Consider the following 16,052-nt stretch of genomic DNA (forward strand, 5'->3'; position numbering starts at 1 on the left):
AGCACACGCTCCTGTTCCCTATCGAGAACATCATGTCCGCTATCGCACCCGCTCCTGTTGCCGCGCCGCCTTCGGGCTGGCGTGCTGTGGAATCACCGTTCCATGCCGGTGAACTCGCCGCGCAGGAACGTGCGGGGGTCCGCGAGCGGATGAATGTCGACGCGCGTCGCGGGATTCGCGACTACATGCCCGAGCAGCATCGCAGGTTCTTTGCGGAACAGCCGTTCATGGTGCTCGGTGGAGTGGACGAAACGGGGCAGCCGTGGGCCACGTTGCGAACCGGCGCGCCGGGTTTTATCTCGACACCGGATGAACACACGCTGCGTATAGCCGGACGTAGTCTGGCAGGCGATCCCCTTGGCCAAACGTGGCAGGTCGGATCGGTCATCGGTGGACTCGGCATTCAGCCCGCCACCCGCCGGCGCAATCGTGTGAATGGTGTCATCACCGCCATCGACGGCGAGGCGATCACGGTTGCGGTAAGCCAGAGCTTCGGCAATTGCTCCAAGTACATCCAGAGCCGTACGCCTGTCGAATGTGGCGTGGGAGAAGGGTCGGAAGCAGGGTCGCAAGCACGGTCGGAACCGCCGGTTGTTTCGAATCGTCTGAACGATGCCGACCGCGCGCTGCTTGCGCGGGCGGATACGTTCTTCGTCGCCAGTGCGAACACATCGAGCGAAGCGGGAATGGGACGTGGTGCCGACGTATCGCATCGTGGCGGCAAGCCGGGGTTTATTCGCATCGACGATGACAACACGCTGACCACGCCGGATTTCAGCGGCAATCTGTTCTTCAATACCATCGGCAACCTGATGCACGATCCGCGCGCGGGCTTGCTCGTGATCGACTTCGACAGCGGGGATCTGCTGTATCTGGCCGTGGATGCCGAGATCATTTGGGAAGGGCCGGAACTCGATTCATTCGACGGCGCCGAACGCTTGATCCGGTGGCGTGTGCGTGAAGTGCGTCGCACGGCGCGCGCGTTGCCCATGCGCTGGTCGGGCGTGCAATATGCACCGCAACTTGCGAAGCTCGGAAGCTGGAATGAGCCGAAGATCACGCAAGCGGCAACGAACGCGTGGCGCAAGTTGAAGGTCACCAAGGTCAGCGAGGAAGCCCCCGGCGTGCGGTCGTTTTATTTTCAAGCCGCTGACGGATCGACGCTTCCTGCTTACGAGCCCGGCCAGTTCCTGCCGATCCGGTTGCACGTTCCAGGGCTCGCAGCGCCGTTGACAAGAACCTATACCCTCTCCGATGCCCACAATGACCGCCACTATCGGATCACGGTAAAGCGCGAGGGTGCGGCGTCGACCTGGCTGCATGAGCACGTCGAGGCAGGAATGGAGATCGAGGCCAAGGCGCCGGGCGGGGCCTTCGTACTTGAACGTACAAGTGGCCGCGCGGTGGTCCTGCTATCTGCCGGCATTGGCATTACGCCGATGATCGCCATGCTGAACAGCTTGCTCGCCGGCGAGAGCGGGCGTGCACAGCCCGAGCACATTCATTTCATCCACGGTGCTCGCCGGTCCGAAGAACATCCGTTCGCCGACGAACTTAAGGCGGCTGAGCAAGCGCATTCGAATCTCTCGGTGCATCTGCGCGCGAGCCAGGGTGATGTTACTCACGGAGCGCAGTCATCCGCCGGACGGGTTGATATTGCGTACCTCAAGAGCGTGTTGCCGTTTGGCGATTACGATTTTTACCTGTGCGGCCCCGGCGCGTTCATGCAGGACATGTACAGCGGCTTGCGTTCGCTCAACATAGCCGACGACCGGATTCGTTTCGAGGCGTTCGGACCGGCGAGTGTCAAGCGGACAGCAAGCGCTGCGCCGGCATTGACTGTCGCTAAACCTGTTGCTCCCCGCGATCCTGAGCGGTCATCGAAGGTCGTATTCATGCGTACGCATCGCGACGTGCAATGGTCCCCGGAAGACGGAAGCCTGCTGGATTTTGCGGAAGCGAACGGCGTCGCGGTTGCATCGAATTGCCGGTCCGGCGTATGCGGTACGTGCGCGACGCGGGTGCTGTCGGGAGATGTGACATATCCCGTGCCGTGCGAAGGGGACATCCCGGCGGGACATGCGTTGATATGCAGCGCAATCCCCGCGAGGATGGGTTCGGGTGAAGAGTCAACCGTCGTACTGGACCTGTGAGCGAGGCGTGCGGGCCTCAAATAATCAGAAGAAAATGAAGTCGTCGTTGCTATCGGGAAGTGCGGTTAATACGCGCTGGAACCGGTAGCCGCCAACGAGTCCGGCAAGGCCGATGATAACGAGCAGCCATGCACGCGTAATCCAGCGTGCATGAGTTGCGGATGCCATCGGCGAAGATCGGAAGTGCGTCGCGCTCTTCCAGGTTGAACGGCGCATCTAGTTAACCACCGCTGCGTTGTCAGGCAGCATCGAAGCCGTGACCTCGGCGAATTCGGTGGTCCCGAAACGGCGCTCGCCTACTCCTTCTTCCACGTCAATGCGGCCCGCGTTGTGGGTATCGTAGAGATCGATAATGAGCTGTGCATGGTCTGCGCCAAGGCCGGCGCGCAGCAGCATGGCGGGCCATTCGTTGCGCGGTACTTCATGTGCACTGATCTCGCGCCCGCTCGCATTGCTGAGTGCGCGGGCGACATCGAGCGCCGCGACTCGCCGCAGACCTTCAATGCTGACTATCCCGCGCGGCTCCCCGGGCAAGAGGTCTGCCGCGAGCTGCCCCACGTCCTGCGCCGCGACTGTCGGAAAGCGTTTGCTCAACGGATGATGCAGGCTCGGCAACTTACCCGTTGCCAGTGCAACAGGTATCACGCGTGCCCAGTTCTGCATATGTTCCGCCGCGCGCAACAATGTCAGGTTCTGAACCGCTGCCTGCAACTGTTTTTCAAGGACATGGAAGAGCAGGGTGATGCCTGAACCCTCATCCAGCTCCGCGCCATAGTCGGACAGCGCGAGTACATGAGGGGGCGGATTGGCGCGCAGTGCATCGGCTGCGACTTCAATCATGCGACGCATCGTGCTGCCGGGCTGTGCGTCACCCATCGGGACCGGACACAGGATCTGTACTGCATCCGCACCCTCTATGGCTCTTGCAACCGATGCCGGGTTCGTCAGATCGGCAAGCGCGATCTCGCAGCCCATCCGCGCGAGTTGCTCGCCCTGGGCTTCGTTTCGTACCACGGCCCTGACCGCATGCCCTGCGTTGCGAAGCGACGCGGCGCTCACGCGCCCTACTTTGCCTGATGCTCCGAATATCACGAACACATTCGACTCCTTGTTGGTCTGGATGTCGTTATCGTAGGGAGCTTGAACGTTCCTGGCGCGCAGGGACGGATCGACATGCGCAGATACGGATGACGGTTTTGCGGCGCCGCCGCAAGACCGTTGGGCTCACGGCGCCGCCCCTTTACAACATTGAGCAGCTTGGCGAAAAACCCAGCACAATATCCGCTTGCAGCTCAGCGAGGACCTGCCATGAATGCCGTGACACCATTGCCCATGCCGCTTTCGGGCTCCCGCGTCAATTTGCGCTCCAGCAGCGGTCGAGGCTGGAACGGCTTCGGTGCGGCGCTGCTCGGTATTTCGGCGGGCACGCACAGGATTCCGGCCATGGCGCATCACCGCATCGGCGTGCATGTCGGCCCGCCGGTGATGGCGCGCTGCATGTGCGAGCAACGTCGCTATGCACGCGTTCAGGCGCATGGCGACGCCGACGTAATCCCCGCAGGACTCGAAGGCCAATGGACCGACGAATCGGATTGCAAGATCCTCAGCATCTGGATCAGCGAGTCGTTCGCGCGCAAGACGCTGGAACAGCTGGAACTGAAATCGGGCGTTACCGAGATCCGTCCGCAACTGCAAATGCGCGATCCGCGTTTTCAGCATCTGGCGTGGGCGCTGCAGGCGGAACTCGACGCCGGCGACGCGTCCGATCCGCTCTTTGCAGAAAGCCTCTGCACAGCCATGGTGGTCCGGCTGGCCGGCAATGGCGCCGGCGCCAGCATTGCCACCCTCGAAGGCAAGAGGCGTACGTTGGCGCCGCGAACGGCTACGAGCGTGATCGATTTCATTGAAAGCAATCTGGACCAGCGGCTGACGCTCGATGAACTCGCCGCGCTGGCCCGGCTCAGCGTGCCGCATTTCAAGGTGCTGTTTCGCGAGACGCTTGGCGTGCCGGTGCATCGATACGTGGTGCAGCGCCGCGTTGAACGCGCGAAGGCGTTGCTGTTGCAAGGCAAGCTTAGTACCGCCCAGGTAGCACTGGAAACGGGCTTTTCCCATCAGAGCCACATGGCGCACTGGATGAACCGGCTGCTCGGACTGACCCCGCGCGAGATCATGAAGGACAGTGGCCAGGCCATGCACCTTACCAGCCCGGATCTGGTGAGTACAGCGGCTACAACGCATAAGCGATCGCTTTCGCGTTGAGCCGATGACCGATGTTCCGGGAATTTCGCTTGACCGCGCGTCCGGTCGATCAATCGACTACGGTTTGTGGGCGCTGACGTTCAGCTATGTATTGAGCCAGTTTTACCGCAGCTATGTGGCCGTTATTTCGACACAGCTCATCGGGGATTTTCATTTCACTCCTCAGATGTTCGGCTGGTTCTCCGGAGCGTTCTTTCTTGTCTTCGCCGCCGCACAGATTCCGGTTGGATTCATGTTCGACCGGTACGGCGTGCGTTATCCCACAGCAGTCCTGATGAGTGTGGGCACGCTGAGCGCCGGGATTGTGTCGGTCACGACCGACCCGCGTCTCGCCATCATCGCGCAGGCCGGGATCGGACTGGGTTGCGCGCCGGTCTTCATGGGACTGCTCAATCATGTTCTGCGTCATGGCGCGGGGCCGCGCGATGTCCGCTCGATCACCACCGCGAGCGCTATTGGCATGTCCGGAGGACTGCTGGCGGCGTTCCCGTTAAGCTGGGCGACAGCAAATTTTGGCTGGCGTCCCATCATGGCGTTGTCGGCCATGCTGATGCTGCTGGCAACGCTCGGCGTTGTCTTCTTCGTGCGTCGACGAGACGAAAAGCCTTCGCCTGACGTGCCGCAATCGCAACCCTCGGCAGGAGCGGTAATCACTCCCGCCCGCACGAGCGGATTGTGGACGTTGATGCCGGTTTGCCTGGCGATGTCGGTGGGCGGAACATTTCGCACGTCCTGGGGCGGACCGTATCTGGCCGACGTATTCGGTTTCGACGTCATCGCGCGCGGCAATGCAATGACCGTCACGAGTATTGCGGGCATAGGCGCATCGTTCTGCATCCCGGTCCTGATACGGCGATGGTCTCCCAAGCAGTTGTCTCTCTGCTGGCAGGTGACCGGCGTCTTCGCGGCGCTCGTGCTTGCGGCGATGCCGCAGCGAAGCCCGGTTATCAGCATTGCTGCGATCTGCCTGTTGTTGTCCGTAGGCTGCATTCATCCGCTGGTCATGTCGCAGGCACGGGCGATCATCGCGCCGGGCAAGTTGGGGCTTGGATTGGGCTTGTTGAACAGCCTCGTATTCTTGGGTGTGGCGCTGGCAAGTAGCATCTTCGGCTCGATAGCAGAGGAGGCACGACTGACGGGCGTGTCGAATGCGGACCTTTATTCAAGGCTGTTTGTCGTGACCGCGGTGCCGCTCACTGTTGGAGCACTCGCCTATTGGTTCAGTCCCGGACGCGCGCGCAGATGATGCATCGGGAGCGGTAGCCCGTCACCCGCCGACCATCCGCCGGCGGCTTTCCAGCGAACTGGCGACAGCGGTCATCCCCGCCAGCGCCACCATCGTGATGCCGTATACATCGGTAGTCAGACGCAAACCGACGACATGGGCCATGGTCCCCGCGATGATCGCCGGCACGCTGAACGCCAGATAACTCAGCACGTAGAACGCCGCCATCAGCCCCGCTCGTTCGTGCGCTTCGGCCAGCGGCAAGACCGAGCGCAATGCGCCCTGAAACGCCGAGCCAAAGCCCATGCCCGCCAGGATGGTTCCGGTAAAAAAGATCGCGGCGTTGCCCGCGTGCACCCCGGCCAGCGTCACCAGCAATCCGGCCGCAAGCACCACCGCGCCCGTCATCAGCAACCGGGGCGTGCTCAACGCGCGCAACAGCAGCACGGCACCCAGGCCGCCGCCCGTCAAAGCGAACACGACCCAGCCGCCCGTCATGACGTCGTTGTCGCCTGTCACGGCACGCGCCAGCGTCGGCCCCAGCGACAGGTAGAACCCGCCCAGTGCCCATACCGCAACGTTGACCGGTGCGATGCGCAACATCGGCGCCCGCGCAGCACGAGGCACCCGCACGCGCGGCACCAGCGAAGCGAGCGTCCCCGGACTGCGGCTCACCGTCTCCGGCAGCATCCACACGCCCCCTGCCTGAAGCACGAACCCCACGGCCAGCAACACGTACACAAGCCGCATGGGCGCGGGCGCATAGTCGACCAGCAAGCTCGTGCCAAGCGCGCCCACCCCCATGCCGAGCATCGGCGAAAGCGTGTTGACCAGCGCACCGCGCGTGCGGCTTGCATCCAGGATCGCCGCGCCCAGCGCGCTCGTGGCCGTACCAGTCGCAAAACCCTGGAGCACACGCGCCAGGATCAGCATCTGGACGCTGTGGGCGCAGGCAAAAACCAGCATGGCCACGACCTCGAGCGCCACGCCACCCATGATCGCCGGACGCCGGCCAATGTGATCGGAGAGCGACCCCGTCGTCAGCAGCGCGACCAGAAGGCTGAATGCGTAGACGGCAAATACCAGCGTCAACGTGGCCGACGAGAACCCCCAAGCCTCCTGATACAGCCGGTAAAGCGGTGTCGGCGCGCTCGACGCGCCAAAAAACATGGCCGCGATGACCGCATAAAGCGGCAGCGCGTGGCGTGTCCTGTCAGGGGTGAAACGAGGGGCGGTATTGACAGCCATTGCACACTCCGGGAAATAAACGCAAAATAATTGCTTTAGTGAATTGTGCGCGTTGTTCTTCGTTAATGCAAATTTTTAGCTTTAACGAGTTTCATCGATACGAACGAACAAGGCGGAGAGAGACAGGCAATGGCAGCAAGAGAAGGGTTGCGACCCGGTGGACGGAGCGCGCGGGTGCAGGAGTCCGTGCATCAGGCAGTCAGGACATTGCTGGATGAAATGCCGCGCGAGGAGCTCACCGTGCCGCAAGTCGCGGCACGCGCGGGGGTAACGCCGTCGACTATCTACCGCCGCTGGGGTGACCTGCCGAGCCTTCTCGCCGATGTCGCCCTGCAGCGTTTTCATCCGGATAACGGCCCGGCCGACACGGGCACGCTGCGAAGCGATCTGGAAGCGTGGGCGCAGGGGTATCAGGAAGAGATGTCGTCGGCGCCCGGCCGCGCCATGACACGCGACGTGCTGGCAAGCAACGATCCCCGCGGCCCCGCCTGTCAGTGCGCGGCCATCACGCGCTCGCAGATCCGGATGATCCTGGACCGGGCGGCCGAACGAGGCGAAACGCCGCCCGATGTGCACGCGGTGATGGATCAGGTGGTCGCACCGCTCATCTATCGCCTGCTCTTCGACGATCTCCCGATCGACCCCGCATTCGCCCGCACCCGTATGGCGGTATTGCTGGACCGGACGCGGCAAGGCTCGTGAAAAATCACACGGTTGGTGCCTGGCCTGGCTAAATCCTCTCCGGATCAGGGCGGTATGCGTGAGATTTCCTGATGATCCACACACGCCGCCTCGCTCGCTTTATCGAATGATCTTCCATCCTCTTCTTACGCTGCAAGCCGATAACTCATCATTGCCGGCCGTGAGATAGCAGGAGGGAACACGCACCAGTTACCGTCATCGTGGCGAAAGAAAAAGATTGCGCGTAAGCCCGTTGGCGCCGAGGCCTCGATGCGCACGTAGCGTCTGTTGTCCAGACTCATGCGGCCGAATTGAACCACGTGGATGCGCATCGCAGGGGTGGGCGCCAGCCATTTTTCGACGAGGTAATGCAGGGACTTCTCGGCTATGTTCATCTCCGTCTCCTTCATGCCGATACTGCTGGCTGGTGCCGACAAACACCACGGCGCTCATCCGCATACCGGAATATTCCACGGGCCTTGTACCCGGCAAAAGGCTGGGTGCATCGTGCCCGACCTGCCGGGAACGTGGGCTCAGCCACCGCCGTAAAGCGCGTTCAAGCGGTCGAGCGAGCCATCCTGCTTGGCGCGCATCAGTTCATCGTAGACCTCCGCGCGGGTCTTCCCAACGGGCGCAGCGTTGCTCTTCATGGGTGCTGCCGGCTGCGCGGGCACCGAATCCGCTTGGGACGCCATGGTGCTGTTATCGCCCGGGGTCCCCTTGGCCGTGTCGTACTCTCCTGCATACGCCTGCGAAGCGACGGCGATCAGCGCGCCAGTAACAGCTAACGTGAGGTATTTCATGACAATCTCCATTTCATTAACTTAGGAATGCCGATCATATTCACTGAATTGAATGCATCGGATTGTTGCGTCGGAGATAATTCAAGGATTTCAAGGTCCTGGATAAATCAGTCAGACGCACACTCATATAACTACGGTCAAGTGCGGTTTATTCCCGTCACCCCGTTACCCCGTCGCTCCGTCAATCTCAAGGCACCTCTTTTTATCGATTTCCGGCGAGCGGGAATAAAACCGCACGGCCGCGGGTATTACTGTCAGGTCGGATATACACCCGTGCGCGTGAATATTTTTTGCTGATCCCTGCACGTCTGGATGAAGTCGTTGTTTAATGAAACCCTGTCCGCGTTCGACATCAAGAGGAATGGAGATGCAATCAATTTTGCGTCATGCGCAGATTGGCTCAGGCGTGGTGCTGCTGACCTATCTTTTCCTCCATCTGGTCAATCACGCGCTCGGAATCTGGTCGCTGGACCTGGCGGGACACGGTCTCACGCTTGCCATCAGGCTGTGGCACAGCACGCCCGGCACGATCTTGCTCTATGGTTCGGCCGCGCTTCATTTTTCGCTGGCGCTGCGCACAATCTACGGACGCCGCCGCTGGGTGCTGCCGGCTACCGAATGGATCCGCATCTGGGCGGGACTCAGCCTGCCTCTCCTGCTCATCCGCCATGTGGTTGCGACCCGCCTTGCTGCCTCGCTCTACGGCTTCGAACCGGACTATGAAAAGATCGTGGTCACGCTGATCTCAAGCGGCACTCAGGGCTTGCAACTTGCGCTGCTCGCGCCGGGCTGGGTACATGGTAGCCTCGGACTCTGGATACGGTTTGGCCACTACGATCCCGTGCGCCGCGCAAAGCCCGCGCTGATCGCGGTGCTCGCTGGATTGCCGCTGCTGTCTGCGGCCGGTTTTCTTCACATGACCCGGACCGTCGAGAAGATGCGTCCGATCCTTCCAGCGCCCGATCCCAAGCTGCTTGCACACCAGGTCGCGCTGGATGCCTGGCGTCACGATCTCCTGACGCTCTATGTGTCACTGGTCGTTGGTGCCCTGGTCGCGGGCCAGCTGCGCAATCGAGTCGAGCGTCGAGGTCTCCGCAACACATCGCTCGATGCCTGACACTTCCCTGCGGATGCATGTCCTCATGCATCCGCGTCAGGTGATTTTCATAAAATCCACTACCCGCCCCGTGGCTTGCGTCGGTTTAAATCACCTACAATACTTAGCCGATACTTAGTGTCTTCTTAGCTGATACTTAGCGCTCTCCTTCATATTCATTTTAATAGCATTCCAAATCTTTTAACAAATAATATCAGATTAGTTCCGCTTACACACCGGGCCTCCTCCACGCAATACAGATTCACCATTGGGTATGGTTACCATAAATTCATTTAACTATCCTAAAAATTTCCTTACCTTCACATTTACTTCGGGAATCGTAATATTTACGAACTGATTTCAATTCATCCCGATGTCATTCCCATCGAGATGAATTGGAACGTCCACGCACTGCCTGGGCCATGCGTTCCTTGCGTGACCCGATCGATGTATCCAGCTTGGAAATCCGGTTTGGAAACGTCCCGCTGAATCAATCTGACACCTGATCCTTCGAGGAGGTTTTAGCGTCACGAAGCCAAGTAAATATTTTAATAAGCATAACTATTAATTTGAGACGACAATGAAGAATAGACGCAATTCACTTCTGGCGGCCGCGCCAATCATTCTCCTTGCCACCGGCAGCGGAGGCCTTTCGGAGAAAGCGCTCGCGCAGGCGCTTCCCGCGGACGACCAGGCAAGACAAATCCAATTGTTGCGCCAACAAATGGACGCGCTGACAAGAAAACTGGACGAGCTTTCCGCCCGACAGGCCCGGTCCGCTACCGCTACCGACACTGGGGCATCTCGCCCGGCAACCGCGTCAACTATTCCAAACACGTCTTCTGTGGCAGCCGGCGCTACGGCGGCGCCAACGGGCACCCAGACAGCATCGGCAGATGACGGATCTAACTCGTGGGGCGCCAGCATGCCGCCACGTTTGCGGTCTCTGCTCGCGGCGCTCGGCAACATGGAATTTTATGGAAACCTTGATCTCTCGGTGGATTACCTCACGAAGGGTCTCAAAAGCGAATACACGACACCAGGCGGCGAACGAGTTTTTCCAGCGGGTCACCTGGGCTGGCAACCTGATATCTCCACCAACCTTTCTTACGTTGGCGTACGCGGCAAACAGCCGTTTGGATCGGATAAGAGTCTCGCGTTTGTCTATCAGCTGGAGACACAACTGGATATCTCGGCGACGGCCGGCACGGCAAATTCGAATTCCGCGCAGGATTCAAGCGTCAAGGGAGCGCTGACATCGCGCAACAGCTTCATTGGTATTGCGTCCACGTCCTGGGGCGCATTGAAGATCGGCAAGACGGACGCCCCATACAAGACGTCCACAGCACGCATGAATCCTTTCTCGGGGACAATCGGAGACTACTCCGCGATCATGGGCAACACCGGCGGGGACAATCGCGTCGAATTCGGCACGCGGCTTGACCATGCAATCTGGTATGAATCGCCCACGTTCCACGGCTGGAACTTCAACGCATTGGTGTCGCCCGGCCAGAACCGTGGTTATGAAAATTCGGTTCAGGCTGCGGGGGAATCGAGCTGTACGGGAGGCGATGTTCCCGGAAGCGGCGGTACGCCGATCGCCTGTAACGACGGCGGTTACGGCTCGGCATATAGCGCGAACCTCGCATATACAAACGGCCCGCTTTATTTCACCACCGCCTACGAATTGCACCAGGGTGTGAACCGCTCCAGCGATGTCACAACAAGCCCTGCAGCATTGGCATCACCCGACGGCACCGACCCGAACGATATTGGTAACGAATGGGCGTTCAAAGTCGGCGCGCAATATACCCTGGCCACCAAAACGACCTTGAGCGCAATCTACGAAGTATTGCGCAGGAACGTTCCCGCCTATCTGCAGATTCAGAACGAGCGCAGCCGCAATGGCTTCTGGCTCGCGCTGACGCAGGAGTTCACACCGAAGGACAGTGCCAGCATCGGGTGGGCTTATGCGAACTCGACGCCGGGCGATCCTGGCCAGCACAATACCGCGCCGGCGGATCCTGGTGTCCTGGGGAACGCCAACCCGTCGAACGGAGCCAATATGTTCACGGCCATGTACAGGCATGCCGTGGACAAACACACCACCGTTTATGCCGATTACGCCATCACGATCAACCAGGCCCTGGCTCACTACGATCTCGGCGCAGGGGGGCGAGCGGTAACGGCAGACTGCCACGACGGCAGTTCGATCTCGCAGGGCGCACCCTTCTGCTATGCGGGAGGAAGAATCATGGGGGTTTCCGTCGGCCTTGATTATAAATTCTAGGCTGGAGTCTCTTGCGGCAAGCGCCAGGCCCAATGGATCGCGCCCCTTGGCGCCGTGCTAAATTAGCCACACCCGCCACCTATGCGCCCTGCACGGTGGCATCATTATTCCCTCGCTTCTTCCACGAGCCTCTTGCGAACATGTCGAATCTGATCGTACATGGCGGCGTTCCCCTACGCGGGGAGATCACGCCGTCCGCCAATAAAAACGCTGTCCTCCCCATCCTTTGCGCCACGCTGCTGACTGATCAGCCGCTGCGCCTTATCGGCGTCCCTGAAATCACCGACGTCAAAAAGATCCTCGAAATTTTCCGTACGCTCGGCAGCAACGTGTCGATGGACTTTTCCACCGGCATCCTCGAGCTGCATCATCACGCAACGACCTTCGACCCCGTCGCGCATCATCTGCCCGAGGAAATGCGCTCTTCCATCATGCTCGTGCCACCCTTGCTCGCGCGTTTCGGCGTGGCGCGGCTGGAGAACGACGTCAAGGGCTGCACGCTGGGGGTTCGCGAAATCGACCCCCATGTAGAGGTATTCGAGCGTTTTGGCGCTAAGGTCGAACGCACGACCGACTCGCTGATCGTGCGAGCCGCTACCCAGATGACGGCGAATCATCACTGGCTGGACTATGCCTCGGTCACTACCACCGAGAACTTTGCGCTTTGCGCGGCGGCGGCGAACGGTACGTCGACGCTGGTCAACGCGGCATCGGAACCGCACGTGCAGGAGTTTTGCCGCTTCCTCGCGCTGCTAGGCGTGGAAATCGATGGCATTGGCACGTCGCGTCTGAGCGTCACGGGCGGCCGCAAGCTGAGCGGCGGCGAGTTTCGCTTTAGCGAGGACTTCCACGAAATCGCGACCTTCCTCGCGCTCGGGGCAATCACCGGCGGCAACATCGCGGTGAGGAATACCGCCCCCGACCAGTTCCCGTTAATCGACAGGACCTTCGCGAAGTTCGGCGTAAATGTGGAGCATAAGGACGGCTGGTCCCGCGCGTTCCAGGACGGTCCATTGCGCGTGCGCCGGCCGTTCACGCAGAACATTCTCACCAAGGTGGAAGCCGCGCCCTGGCCATATCTGCCGGTCGACCTGCTGCCCATTTTCATTGCGCTCGGCGTGAAAGCCGAAGGCAGCGCCATGTTCTGGAACAAGGTCTATGACGGCGCAATGGGGTGGTCGGTCGAATTGTCGAAGTTCGGCGCGCACGTGTTCCTGTCGGACCCGCACCGGCTGATCACGTTCGGCGGCCTGCCGTTGAGTCCCGCGAAAGTGGAGAGCCCGTACATCATCCGCGTGGCGATCGCGCTGCTGATGGTCGCGGCGAGCATCAAGGGGCGTTCGGAGATCATCAATGCACTTCCGATCCGCCGTGCACACCCGCGCTTCGTGGAAAACCTGCGCTCGGTCGGTGCGGACGTGGAGTGGACCAGCAGCGAGTGACTGAAGGGTAAAAAGGCGTCGCGGCCGGTAGCCGCGACGCCTTGAGGCGCAAACCGTGCCGGCGATAATAAAACACTCGCCGGCACGTCTTCGTGTGCATCAAACCATCAATAGCCGAGCGCGAGTCCCGAGTTACGACGCGGATCGTTCGCGCCATAGAAACGATTCTTGCCGACCGGCTTGCCACCCAGCGACGGCGCACCCACCAGAATTGCCGCTACGTGGTTGGCCGGTTGCGGACCCGAGAACTTCTGACCCCATCCTTCCAGGATCTTCTGCGTGTCGGGGCTCAGCGTGAAGCGTTCGAGATTCGTCGTTTCCGGCAGCCATTGCTGATGAAAACGCGGTGCATCCACGGCTTCCTGAATGTTCATGCCGTAGTCGATCACGTTAAGCATGGTCAGAAGCGTAGCGGTAATGATGCGGCTGCCGCCCGGCGTACCAACCACCATCACGGTCTTGCCGTCCTTCGTGACAATCGTCGGGCTCATGGACGACAACGGGCGCCGGCCCGGGCCAATAGCGTTGGCCTCGCCCTGCACCAGCCCGTACATGTTCGGCACACCGACCTTCGAGGTGAAGTCGTCCATCTCGTCGTTGAGCATCACGCCCGTCTTGTTCGCCATCACGCCCGAGCCGAACCAGTCATTGAGCGTATAGGTCACCGAAACCGCGTTGCCCCATTTGTCGACGATCGAATAGTGCGTCGTGTTCGTGCCTTCATGAGGAGCCACGCCCGGCTTGATTTCCTGCGACACCCCCGCCTTGTGCGGATCGATTGCAGCCCGGATCTTGGCCGCGTAGTCCTTGTCGAGCAGACGGTCCAGCGGGTTCTTCACGAAATCGGGGTCACCCAGATAGCTGTTGCGGTCCACATAAGCGTGGCGCATTGCCTCGATCTGGTACTGCATGGCCTGGGCTGAACGGAAGCCGAGGCTTTGCATCGGATAACCCTCGAGGATATTCATGATTTCGCAGATAGCGACTCCCCCCGAGCTCGGCGGCGGCGCCGAGACCACGTGGTAACCGCGATAATCGCACTCGACCGGCGCGAGTTCGCGCGTCTTGTACTGGTCCAGATCGGCCTGCGTGATGATGCCCTTGCCGGCTTGCGTCGATGAAACCAGCGCATTGGCTACCCAGCCTTTATAGAAGCCGTCGGGACCCTTGGTGCTGATCTCGCGCAGGGTCTTCGCCAGGTCCTTTTGCACGAGCCGCTGGCCCACCTGGAACGGTTCGCCGTGGTTCAGGAAGATCGAGCCGGAGCCGTTCGGGTCCTTCTTGAAGTCTTCCGTGGCGGTCCCGAGGATATCAACGTCGCCCTGGTCGAGCACGAAGCCTTCCTGAGCATATTTGATCGCCGGGGCGATGAGATCGGCGCGCTTCATCGTGCCGTATTTCATCAGCGCCATTTCCATGCCGGATACCGTACCCGGCACGCCGACCGCCAGGTAGCCCTTGGTGCTCAGGCCCGGGATCACGTTGCCGTCCTTGTCCAGGTACATGTTCGCGGTCGCCGCCAGCGGCGCTTTTTCGCGGAAGTCGAGGAAGGTCCGGCGGCCGTCGGCGAGCTGGATCGTCATGAAACCGCCACCGCCGATATTGCCAGCCGCAGGGTAAACCACGGCGAGTGCATAGCCGACAGCAACGGCCGCATCGACTGCGTTGCCGCCGTCCTTGAGCACGTCGACGCCAATGCGCGTGGCGAGATGCTGGGCTGTGACGACCATGCCGTTCTCGGCGGCGACGGGGGCTTGTGAAGCGGCCTGGGCCCCGGCATAGCAAAGGGCGAGCGCCGCCGCGAGAAGCGACTGAGCTAGACGATCGAATTTCATTGTTTGAATGTCCGTTGCTGAATAAATGAGGGGAGCGAGAGAGCGCTGGTGCAGCGGTGACCTGGCGTCCCGTTTAAAACGGGCCGCCAGGTCACCGCGCACGATACCAACAAAGATTACAAACGGGAACCCGCAAAAGCCGCAGTAGAAAAACCCGGCCTAGCCTGCCTGGGAGAGCTGAGCGCGCAGGCCGGTCAGCGACTTGCGCTGCTGCCCTTCCGGATCGAAGTTCTCCGGCGCGAGCCATTGTTCGAATGCGGCGCGTACGGTGGGCCATTCGGCGTCGATGACGGAAAACCACGCGGTATCCCGTGTTCGCCCCTTGTAGAGCACGGCTTGCCGGAAGATGCCTTCGAACTGGAAACCGAGCCGCGCCGCCGCTTGCCGCGAAGGTGCGTTCAATGCATCGCACTTCCATTCGTAACGGCGGTAGCCGAGTTCGTCGAATGCATATTTCATCAACAGGTATTGGGCTTCCGTTGAGATCGGCGTGCGTTTGAGCAGCGGCGAGAACGCCACGTTGCCCACTTCAATCACGCCATTGCCCCGGTCGATCCGCATCAGCGCGAGGGTGCCGGTTGCAGTTCCCCTCTTCAGGTCGATGACCGCATAGTGCTGGGGGTCGGGACTCACCGCGGCCCGTTCGACATACTCGCGATAGCTCGCGGCGTCGTCGAACGGGCCGACCGGCATGTAGGTCCAGTCGCGGCCATCCGGGGCTTCGCTAAAGACGGCGAAGAGGTCCACTGCGTGGTGCGGCTCGAGCGGCTCCAGCCGGCAATACTGCCCTTCGATGGGATCGCGCGGCGGATGCACGCGCGCGGTCCAGTGGGGCATGGACTCGCCAACGGGTTGCTGATACTGATTCAGGGTGCTGGGCATAACGGTTCCTTGCAGCATGGGGCGGGGGCACAGGGTGGGACATAAAGCAGGGGTTCACGCAAAACGCAAGCGAAGCATGTGCTAACGTACGCGCATCATGGAACCTTAAAAAGTGCCACATTCCATATTTTTCAT

14 protein-coding genes are annotated in these 16,052 nt (G+C 60.8%); 7 read left to right on the forward strand and 7 right to left on the reverse strand.

Annotated features, from left to right (window positions below; genetic code table 11):
• Positions 1-32 precede the first annotated feature (32 nt).
• Positions 33-2,153 carry a 2Fe-2S iron-sulfur cluster-binding protein gene (locus tag ABH944_RS15380; RefSeq protein WP_404607567.1) on the forward strand — a complete coding sequence of 707 codons (2,121 nt, stop codon included), beginning with the start codon at positions 33-35 and terminating at the stop codon, positions 2,151-2,153.
• A 24-nt stretch (positions 2,154-2,177) separates the two neighbouring features.
• On the opposite strand, the gene ABH944_RS15385 is transcribed toward ABH944_RS15380, so the two are convergent.
• Both ABH944_RS15385 and ABH944_RS15390 read right to left on the reverse strand, forming a co-directional pair.
• Positions 2,178-2,321: a hypothetical protein gene (locus ABH944_RS15385; protein ID WP_404607565.1), complete on the reverse strand. Its 144-nt coding sequence runs from the start codon at positions 2,319-2,321 to the stop codon at positions 2,178-2,180.
• 48 nt (positions 2,322-2,369) lie between these two features.
• On the reverse strand, positions 2,370-3,251 hold the full coding sequence (locus ABH944_RS15390) for an NAD(P)H-binding protein (RefSeq protein ID WP_404607564.1): 882 nt from the start codon (positions 3,249-3,251) through the stop codon (positions 2,370-2,372).
• A gap of 210 nt (positions 3,252-3,461) precedes the next feature.
• Here ABH944_RS15390 and ABH944_RS15395 point away from each other — a divergent pair, with 210 nt between their 5' ends.
• On the forward strand, positions 3,462-4,415 hold the full coding sequence (locus ABH944_RS15395) for a helix-turn-helix domain-containing protein (protein WP_404607562.1): 954 nt from the start codon (positions 3,462-3,464) through the stop codon (positions 4,413-4,415).
• Positions 4,416-4,419: 4 nt separating this feature from the next.
• The gene (locus ABH944_RS15400; protein ID WP_404607560.1) at positions 4,420-5,661 is read left to right on the forward strand and encodes an MFS transporter; all 1,242 of its coding nucleotides are present in this window, start codon (positions 4,420-4,422) and stop codon (positions 5,659-5,661) included.
• A gap of 21 nt (positions 5,662-5,682) precedes the next feature.
• Here ABH944_RS15400 and ABH944_RS15405 read toward each other — a convergent pair whose 3' ends face one another.
• Positions 5,683-6,888 carry an MFS transporter gene (locus ABH944_RS15405; protein WP_404607558.1) on the reverse strand — a complete coding sequence of 402 codons (1,206 nt, stop codon included), beginning with the start codon at positions 6,886-6,888 and terminating at the stop codon, positions 5,683-5,685.
• Between the two features lie 129 nt (positions 6,889-7,017).
• Between ABH944_RS15405 and ABH944_RS15410 the strand changes: the two genes are divergently transcribed.
• Positions 7,018-7,590, forward strand: a complete 573-nt coding sequence (locus ABH944_RS15410) for a TetR/AcrR family transcriptional regulator (RefSeq protein ID WP_404607557.1) — start codon at positions 7,018-7,020, stop codon at positions 7,588-7,590.
• Between the two features lie 125 nt (positions 7,591-7,715).
• On the opposite strand, the gene ABH944_RS15415 is transcribed toward ABH944_RS15410, so the two are convergent.
• Together ABH944_RS15415 and ABH944_RS15420 are read right to left on the reverse strand one after the other, a co-directional pair.
• Complete coding sequence (locus ABH944_RS15415; RefSeq protein WP_404607555.1) at positions 7,716-7,964, reverse strand: hypothetical protein; 249 nt, start codon at positions 7,962-7,964, stop codon at positions 7,716-7,718.
• Positions 7,965-8,102: 138 nt separating this feature from the next.
• Positions 8,103-8,372: a DUF4148 domain-containing protein gene (locus ABH944_RS15420; protein WP_404607553.1), complete on the reverse strand. Its 270-nt coding sequence runs from the start codon at positions 8,370-8,372 to the stop codon at positions 8,103-8,105.
• 367 nt (positions 8,373-8,739) lie between these two features.
• Between ABH944_RS15420 and ABH944_RS15425 the strand changes: the two genes are divergently transcribed.
• The 3 genes from ABH944_RS15425 (at position 8,740) to ABH944_RS15435 (ending at position 13,200) form a co-directional block, all read left to right on the forward strand.
• Entirely contained in the window at positions 8,740-9,489 is a 750-nt protein-coding gene (locus ABH944_RS15425; protein ID WP_404607552.1) for a hypothetical protein, read from the forward strand.
• A 559-nt stretch (positions 9,490-10,048) separates the two neighbouring features.
• The gene (locus tag ABH944_RS15430) at positions 10,049-11,758 is read left to right on the forward strand and encodes a porin (protein WP_472975133.1); all 1,710 of its coding nucleotides are present in this window, start codon (positions 10,049-10,051) and stop codon (positions 11,756-11,758) included.
• A gap of 140 nt (positions 11,759-11,898) precedes the next feature.
• On the forward strand, positions 11,899-13,200 hold the full coding sequence (locus tag ABH944_RS15435) for a UDP-N-acetylglucosamine 1-carboxyvinyltransferase (RefSeq protein ID WP_404607548.1): 1,302 nt from the start codon (positions 11,899-11,901) through the stop codon (positions 13,198-13,200).
• 107 nt (positions 13,201-13,307) lie between these two features.
• Here ABH944_RS15435 and ggt read toward each other — a convergent pair whose 3' ends face one another.
• The gene (gene ggt, locus ABH944_RS15440) at positions 13,308-14,930 is read right to left on the reverse strand and encodes a gamma-glutamyltransferase (protein ID WP_404607740.1); all 1,623 of its coding nucleotides are present in this window, start codon (positions 14,928-14,930) and stop codon (positions 13,308-13,310) included.
• A gap of 264 nt (positions 14,931-15,194) precedes the next feature.
• Complete coding sequence (locus tag ABH944_RS15445) at positions 15,195-15,917, reverse strand: GNAT family N-acetyltransferase (RefSeq protein WP_404607547.1); 723 nt, start codon at positions 15,915-15,917, stop codon at positions 15,195-15,197.
• Between the last annotated feature and the right edge of the window lie 135 nt (positions 15,918-16,052).

It is taken from the genome of Caballeronia udeis, from assembly GCF_044909315.1.
GTDB classification, from domain to species: domain Bacteria; phylum Pseudomonadota; class Gammaproteobacteria; order Burkholderiales; family Burkholderiaceae; genus Caballeronia; species Caballeronia udeis_A.